We start from the raw sequence: 379 nt of genomic DNA on the forward strand, positions 1-379 counted from the left end.
CTCCCACAATGGTTTTACGGTGTATATAAATGGCGTGTCCGCTGAAGATGAAATGTGGGAGCGTAGTCATTCAGAGCCAGGTCGGCTTCAAGGCCGCCTCGCCAGGGACGTTGGTCTCGAACAACGCCCAAATCAAACCCTGAAGCGCCCCACCAGCGTCTGCAAATGAACACCCAACCGCGCCAGTTCAGCGCTCGAAGCGGCGGTCTCTTCGCTGGCGGCAGAGGTCTGTTCGGATACATCGCGCACGTTCGACACGCTACGGTTGATCTCCTCGGCCACCGCACTCTGCTGCTCAGCCGCTGCTGCGATTTGCTGGTTCATCGCCTGGATCGCCGACACCGTACGCGTGATGTTCTCCAGCGAGCCCCCGGCGCGC

1 pseudogene is annotated in these 379 nt (G+C 60.4%); it reads right to left on the bottom strand.

What is annotated here, in order from left to right:
• Positions 1-132: 132 nt before the first annotated feature.
• A pseudogene (locus OC610_RS28995) lies at positions 133-379 on the bottom strand (methyl-accepting chemotaxis protein); the annotation flags it as partial.

The organism is Pseudomonas agronomica, assembly GCF_025917275.1.
GTDB lineage: Bacteria > Pseudomonadota > Gammaproteobacteria > Pseudomonadales > Pseudomonadaceae > Aquipseudomonas > Aquipseudomonas agronomica.